This window comes from Xenococcus sp. PCC 7305, from assembly GCF_000332055.1.
Taxonomy (GTDB): domain Bacteria; phylum Cyanobacteriota; class Cyanobacteriia; order Cyanobacteriales; family Xenococcaceae; genus Xenococcus.
Map to the genome: position 1 here is coordinate 1 of NZ_ALVZ01000170.1, position 5,935 is coordinate 5,935.

Consider the following 5,935-nt stretch of genomic DNA (forward strand, 5'->3'; position numbering starts at 1 on the left):
GGCAGAGGGCAGAAGGTTTTGAGTCCATTTAGATTTTCCCATCTAAACATGTGTTTTCAGAATCGGATTTAGTATTACAGGCGATCGCGCCCTGATTAGGATAGGTTCTCAACAGCAGCCTTTCAACATATTTATTCCTGATGTAGCTAGTGCAGAAGGACAGACTCTGTTAAATCTCCTACAGATGCGCTACCTTAGCAGTGATGCCAGCCATCCCAGACGCAGCTATGCTTATGTCACGGGAAAATTAAGTCTGTTTCGAGATCGACCACAAATTACGGTAACAACACCAGAGCAAATTACCGATGATTTCCCCTCTTAATCAGAGAGTTAAAGCTATCGATAAACTCGTTCGGCAATTTTTGATTCAGAACTACGAGAATTATCATTACCATTTAATCCTGTAGAGGCAGGTTTTTGTCGCATTTGGAGTTTGGTTTTTTCTGCGACAATATTAACTAGGAAAGGAGATATTACCAAGGCGATGACTGGTGCAATCAACAAAATCCAGCCACTAGCGAGAGTCAGCAGAAAATAATAACATCCGTATAAAATGATGAAAGCCAGAAAAACCGCGATCGCTCTACCTTTTGTGCTATTCCAGACGATCGCAATTCCCGCACCAACAATAGCCCACAAACCAATCCAAAAACCTTCAATCCAGTCAGGAAACCACCAAATCAGGCTTCTTTGATCGAGCACGGCACTAATAATATTACTTGCTGCTTGAGCATGAATGAAAACTCCGAATGTTTTCTTGCTCTCTAAACCTTGACTATAGGGAGTGTAATACAAATCCGCATTAAGCTCTTTGACTCCAATCAAAACAATTTTTCCCGTGACCATTTCAGCTAATTCTGCATCTTTATGGCCTTGAAGAATTTTCCGTAAAGAAACTTTGGGAGGAGGTGATGAACGATAATTGAGCAATATTTGGTAGCTGCCATTTTCTTCATTTGGCAAATTATAAGCTCCACTAGAAGCACTAAAACGGGGAAAGAGCGTATCGCCAATGATCAAAACTCTTGAATCTGGGTCTCGTTTTACTTCATAACCATCTAGATAATTGAGAGCTAGTCTTAAACTCAAAGAAATATCACTCTGACAAATTTCACTACCAGTCATCCCAATAATTTGACGGCGAATCACTCCGTCAGAATCGATCGCGATATTACTAAAGCCCAGATGATTCTTGGATAATTCTTGAGGCGGTCTAATACCCTCAAACTTAGATTTCCTATTTTCCACTCGACAAATTCCCAAGAAATTACCACTATCCTCAATTTTCTGCGCTAATTCTGGAGCAAAAGGAAAATCGTGAATAATATCTGAAGCAATAGTCTTGGGTTCAAAAGGTTCTATTTTATTGAGTAACTCCAATAAAGCAGCATCAGCAAGAGAGCCTTGCCGCGTCATGCCCTGTTCTTGTTGATAGGCAATGTCTTGATCATCGACAGTAATGACTAAAAATCTGCTGTCGGCAGGTTCAGCATTTCTTCGACTAAGAGCTTGGTCAAAAGCCTGCAATTCCCATTTCTGTAACAATCCCCAAGTTTGCAAAAGTAAAACCAAGATAGTTGTAATGGTGCTGACCCCAGAAACCAATAATAAATTGAACCCACGCGATCGCTTTATAACCTGAGGTTGGGGAATCCTAATTTCTGGCTCGCGTTTTGGCTCGCGATAGGTAATAGTAAATTTATGTTTATTGAAGCCAACTTTTAAGTCGTTCCATAGAGGGGAAACTGCTGACTGATGCTGATATAAAACTGGCAGCCAACTACTACAAGGATATTTTTGCTCCCAGGTTTGTAATCTTTCTCTAGCTCGGCGAGTGGCCATAGGAAGAGAATGGCCTTGAGCATAAATTTCCAGGAAATATTGTAAAAACTTATGGGCAACTTCATCAACTATTTGTTCCCGCATGACGATCGCATTAGGCAAAGACAATTTACCCAACTCGTAGAGCAAGCCCAAACCATCACAGGAATTGAAAATAGCTAATTGCAAACCATGCCTGATGGCTTTTTTCAGAGCATATTTTAAATCTTCAATTGAGAGAGCATCCTCTTGATTCAGATACAATATTCCTTGTTGCCCAATCGTTATGACTATGACCGGCAAAAAATACAATATCCCAAGATCCTGCCCACAAATACTCGTATAATTCTGAGCGTTGTGGTTCCACCAGAAAAACCACTTCAGCATCGGATAAACCACTCAAAAGCTTGCGATCTGGTTCGAGATCAATCCCTTTATTGTTGCCAAAGATTGCCAGAATTCTGACCTTAAAAACTTTCTTGGAAGGAGAAAATTCAGCTATTTCATCAAAATCTAACTGAGAGAGGGCCAACTCAACTTTTTCATACCGCTCCAGAAAACCCCAGGTGCACCAAGGCAATTGATGCAGATCCTTATTGTCACTACATAACCAGATTCTAATATCGTCTTTCGTATTTAATACTTCTCGCAATCTTAAATTGACATTCTGAAACTCAGGCGATCGCAGCCACTGTCGAAAAGACACTTCTAATTGCTTAGCACAGGGGGTCAACTGATTTGATTTCGCAGAAGTCGCAATAACTTTCTTCCCGATAATCCGACTATTATTATTTCCCAATTTTCGATACTGCATTTGCCATATCCGAAGGCAATTCAGCAGTTCAGGGGCGGTCGGCAAGGCCCCAGATTTCACCATCTGTCGACTATTATCTTCCCCAACAATTTCTAGATTAACGATAAATCCGGTATCAAAATCCCCAATTATCTTTAAAAACGCTAATCTCGGCATATTCAACTAAATTTAAAGCAATAATTATCAGCCCAGTCAGTTAAAACCTTAAATGACAAAAGTCTCAACTATATGACTCTCGTTAAGAGAAGCTTTAATACTAAAAAACTCTCCTGATTGCCCACTAAACAAAAACTCGATGTTCTCATTATTATTACGAGCCGTTGCCTGCAAAACAGATCTTTGAGAATCATCTAATATCATGATTTCCAATCCCTGAGGCAGATAAAGACTAGTATTGATGGGACAGATTTTAGCAGAAATATCGATTTCTCCCTGAGCATTATTTACCAACTGTAATATTAAAGCGATCGGTATTGTATTATTACCTTGTCCCAAATCGAGCAATTTTACCCGACTCACTCCCTGAGATAGTCTATCTATAGAGGATTGGGGTAACTCTTGTAATTGATGGGGACTCCTAAAAGATCCAGCCGTATTCGGAGGAAATATTTGCTCCACTAATTGCCAAGCACCATCGACGATACCCTCCCACCATTGGCTTAATCTAGTAATGGATTCCGATACTTTATCATCTTGTAACTGTTTGTATTCTCGAAGATAAGCGGGTAGATTTTCTATCCCATGCAATTGGGCTAAAGATGTTGACTCAGCTGTGACTTCGGGAATAAACCCTAATAGCTCACATTTCCTCAGTGATGAACTTATCTTAACCGCAATATAAGCAATCCTATCCGACTGGACTTCGGGGGGGACAATCAATTCCTGTTGGTCTAATAAAACTACTCTACATTCAATCTTTCCATAGTTAACGACCTCTAGATCAGCTACATCCATCAAAGTTTGCATAATAGGATTCCAACTATCGCTCTGCTCATGGCTGGTCACCCATCCTAGACTGTTTAAGTAATGTTCAACGGCGGCGACAGCTAGAGTGTTGAGATAAACTTGCTTAGCTTTTCTTGGATCACTTTGTTTACGCCGAAACTTTTCTGCGCAAATTCTGGTAGACATCATAAAGCAGACTTTGACGGGTTTAGCTGATAACATGAGGCTCATTATTTGGACTCCAACAATTTTAATAGTTACTTATATCTTTTTTTCTAAAATCGACTTAAAGCGTTGGCAACTTCGCCGATAAAAGCTGCTCAGTGTTGAGATAGAAATGTCAAACTGCTGAGCCATTTCTTGCCAACTTTGACCAGAGATTCGACCTAAAGCAATAGTCCGAAAATTGGCATTGGGGTTACCTTTTATATAAGACTGGGCAAATAATTGTTCAGGATCTTTTTTGATATAATTGACCAAAGATTCTGCCAGAGAAGGAGTGTTGGTTGGGGTAGGAATTTTTTCTAGATCAGACGATTCAAAAAATTGGCATTCTTGGTAAATTTTCAACTGATCGCAAGAAGCTAAAAATGATTTTTCGAGCTTGAAATTCACCCAATTCATGAATTTCTTTTGGCCTCGCTCCGAATCATAATTATCAATTTTTGTGCAAATATACATAAAGGTTTCCATTAGGGCCTCTTCGTAGACAACCTGGTAAAGTTCTGGAGAAAATCGGGATTTATAGGGTTTACATAGCTTTCCTGATATTTTAATGGCTCTAATGAGTTCTTTTAAGGCATAACTTCTTAATTCACTATTTGGCTTAAAGCCTTGTACAGCTAGGGCCAATTGTTTTAGTTTATTATCATCTAAGACATTCCTAAAAGCTTTGATTTTTACTTCCCGTTGCCAAGAGATCGTCCCCAACTCATCTATTACAGATCGGGGATTTTTGGGAATAATATCTTTGACAAGCTGTAATTTCACTTGATCATAAATTTTGCGATAAATTCCAAATAAAGATTGACCCTGATACTTACGACAAAAAGTGCGAGAAAGTAAAACTAATTGCACAATTTTGTTCACCAAATGCTCTTGTGTTTGTTGGGAGCAATCTTGTTGATATAACTGTTGAAAAAGTTTTTTTAGTGTTTTTTCTCGGTTTTTGCTGTCGTCAGCATTTAATCTGGGAGCAGAACTCATATTGACCTATTGATTCACCGGGGAAATCAAAATAATGCAGATACCCTCTGTCTTTAACTCTCAAGAAAAAGAGATGATTTATGCATTTCGCAATAAAACTTTACTTAAATCAGAATAATTCTTATTTAGATGAGTTGGGAGTTTATTTGCTCGTGAAGACTGGTTTAGGGTCTAGGTTAAAAAAATTTATTTTCCAACCTGAGGGGTGATATGGGGAAAAACTAGCTGCATAATAGCAACATCTAACCATTTGCCCTGACAATAGCCAATTTCTTTTTGAATACCAACGATTTCAAAGCCAAATCTCTGATGGAATTTAATGCTTTGAGGATTAGTCGCCAGAATTTTAGCCACTACATGATGGTAACCAAAGGCTTGTACCTTTTCGAGCAAAGCATGTTGCAGCGAGTGCCCATACCCTTGACCGGTGGAAGCAAAGCTCAAATAAATCGAAGTCTCACAACAGATCAGATATCCCGGGCGATCGCTGTAGCGCTTAATGATACCCCAACCAATCACTTGAGTATCCTGTTCGGCAACTAAAATAGTTTCTCGACGGTTAAATTTTGCTGCGATCGCCCCAATATCCTGAGCCGTATAAGGATGAATATCCATCGTGATGCCCCCTAAAGCGATCGCTTGGTTATAAATATCTGCGATCTCTTGAAAGTCAGTTGGTAGATAGTTTCTAATTTTCATCTGGATTGAAGACTGCTTATCACTGTCATAATAAAAAATTATTTTGAAAATGATTGCTTTGAGAACGGAAAAAAATTATAATCTTCTGAGTGCGCCAGGGTAGCTCAGTGGTAGAGCAGGAGACTCATAAGCTCTTGGTCGGGAGTTCAACTCTCCCCCCTGGCATTTTTTTGTACATGTACAGTGACTAATTATTTGTCGTTGGAGACAGATTGGCGTCGTTGGGACTAATTTATGCGTCGTAGAGACCGATTGTTGTCGTTAAGTTGCTAGTGACAAATTTATGTCGTTCACTTAGTACTTTACGAGTCTCCTGCTCCTTTCAATCCATCCTAACATCAGTCAAAAAATTATGGTTACGAAAATAACTTTGAGAAATTAAGCTATTGTAACCTAGAAAAATTACAATGCCATGAGCGAAATGTTCGTTGCAACTATACTGGCGGCTAG

General features: G+C 39.2%; 6 protein-coding genes and 1 tRNA gene. 2 read left to right on the forward strand and 5 right to left on the reverse strand.

What is annotated here, in order from left to right:
- Positions 1–184 precede the first annotated feature (184 nt).
- The gene (locus tag XEN7305_RS29005; protein ID WP_158500393.1) at positions 185–322 is read left to right on the forward strand and encodes a hypothetical protein; all 138 of its coding nucleotides are present in this window, start codon (positions 185–187) and stop codon (positions 320–322) included.
- 14 nt (positions 323–336) lie between these two features.
- Here XEN7305_RS29005 and XEN7305_RS11785 read toward each other — a convergent pair whose 3' ends face one another.
- From XEN7305_RS11785 to XEN7305_RS11805, 5 genes are all read right to left on the reverse strand, one after another.
- A complete protein-coding gene (locus tag XEN7305_RS11785) occupies positions 337–2,124 on the reverse strand; it encodes a CHASE2 domain-containing protein (RefSeq protein WP_158500394.1) in 1,788 nt (595 codons plus the stop codon).
- A complete protein-coding gene (locus XEN7305_RS29010; protein ID WP_006509654.1) occupies positions 2,051–2,791 on the reverse strand; it encodes a hypothetical protein in 741 nt (246 codons plus the stop codon). Before XEN7305_RS29010 ends, XEN7305_RS11785 begins: the two co-directional genes overlap by 74 nt.
- 48 nt (positions 2,792–2,839) lie before the next feature.
- On the reverse strand, positions 2,840–3,811 hold the full coding sequence (locus XEN7305_RS11795; protein WP_006509655.1) for a DUF1822 family protein: 972 nt from the start codon (positions 3,809–3,811) through the stop codon (positions 2,840–2,842).
- Between the two features lie 30 nt (positions 3,812–3,841).
- Entirely contained in the window at positions 3,842–4,786 is a 945-nt protein-coding gene (locus XEN7305_RS11800) for a hypothetical protein (protein ID WP_006509656.1), read from the reverse strand.
- A gap of 186 nt (positions 4,787–4,972) precedes the next feature.
- Positions 4,973–5,485: a GNAT family N-acetyltransferase gene (locus XEN7305_RS11805; protein ID WP_006509657.1), complete on the reverse strand. Its 513-nt coding sequence runs from the start codon at positions 5,483–5,485 to the stop codon at positions 4,973–4,975.
- A gap of 93 nt (positions 5,486–5,578) precedes the next feature.
- Here XEN7305_RS11805 and XEN7305_RS11810 point away from each other — a divergent pair.
- Positions 5,579–5,650, forward strand: a tRNA-Met gene (locus XEN7305_RS11810).
- Positions 5,651–5,935: the final 285 nt, after the last annotated feature.

Bases quoted from the DNA above. Each gene is read 5' to 3' on its own strand.
- XEN7305_RS29005 (WP_158500393.1), top strand. From the start codon at position 185: ATGCGCTACCTTAGCAGTGATGCCAGCCATCCCAGACGCAGCTATGCT.
- XEN7305_RS29010 (WP_006509654.1), bottom strand. From the start codon at position 2,791: ATGCCGAGATTAGCGTTTTTAAAGATAATTGGGGATTTTGATACCGGA.
- XEN7305_RS11795 (WP_006509655.1), bottom strand. From the start codon at position 3,811: ATGAGCCTCATGTTATCAGCTAAACCCGTCAAAGTCTGCTTTATGATG.
- XEN7305_RS11800 (WP_006509656.1), bottom strand. From the start codon at position 4,786: ATGAGTTCTGCTCCCAGATTAAATGCTGACGACAGCAAAAACCGAGAA.
- XEN7305_RS11805 (WP_006509657.1), bottom strand. From the start codon at position 5,485: ATGAAAATTAGAAACTATCTACCAACTGACTTTCAAGAGATCGCAGAT.